The organism is Monashia sp. HAY1-2A (assembly GCF_056755315.1).
In genome coordinates, this window is the sequence record NZ_JBNDHY010000838.1 from 1 (window position 1) to 232 (window position 232).

The 232-nt window shown below is 59.9% G+C and carries 1 protein-coding gene; it reads left to right on the forward strand.

The window, feature by feature from the left end:
• Positions 1-90: 90 nt before the first annotated feature.
• A partial coding sequence (locus ACPYOM_RS24125; protein WP_481347920.1) for a YceI family protein occupies positions 91-232 on the forward strand: 142 nt, incomplete at its 3' end.

The window sequence follows — 232 nt, forward strand, 5'->3', positions numbered from 1 at the left end:
GGGTACGAAGCTCGGTTGACGCTTCAAGCAATTGGCTTCAACCAGGCAAGCACGCAGTACCTTCCACTACTTATAGGAGCAACAACCATGATGACCCTCCCCGCTTCCGTCACCACCGGCACCTGGACCCTCGACGCTTCCCACAGCGAGATCGGTTTCACCGTTCGCCACGCAGGCATCAGCAAGGTCCGCGGCCAGTTCAAGGACGCTTCGGCCACCCTGGAAGTTGGCG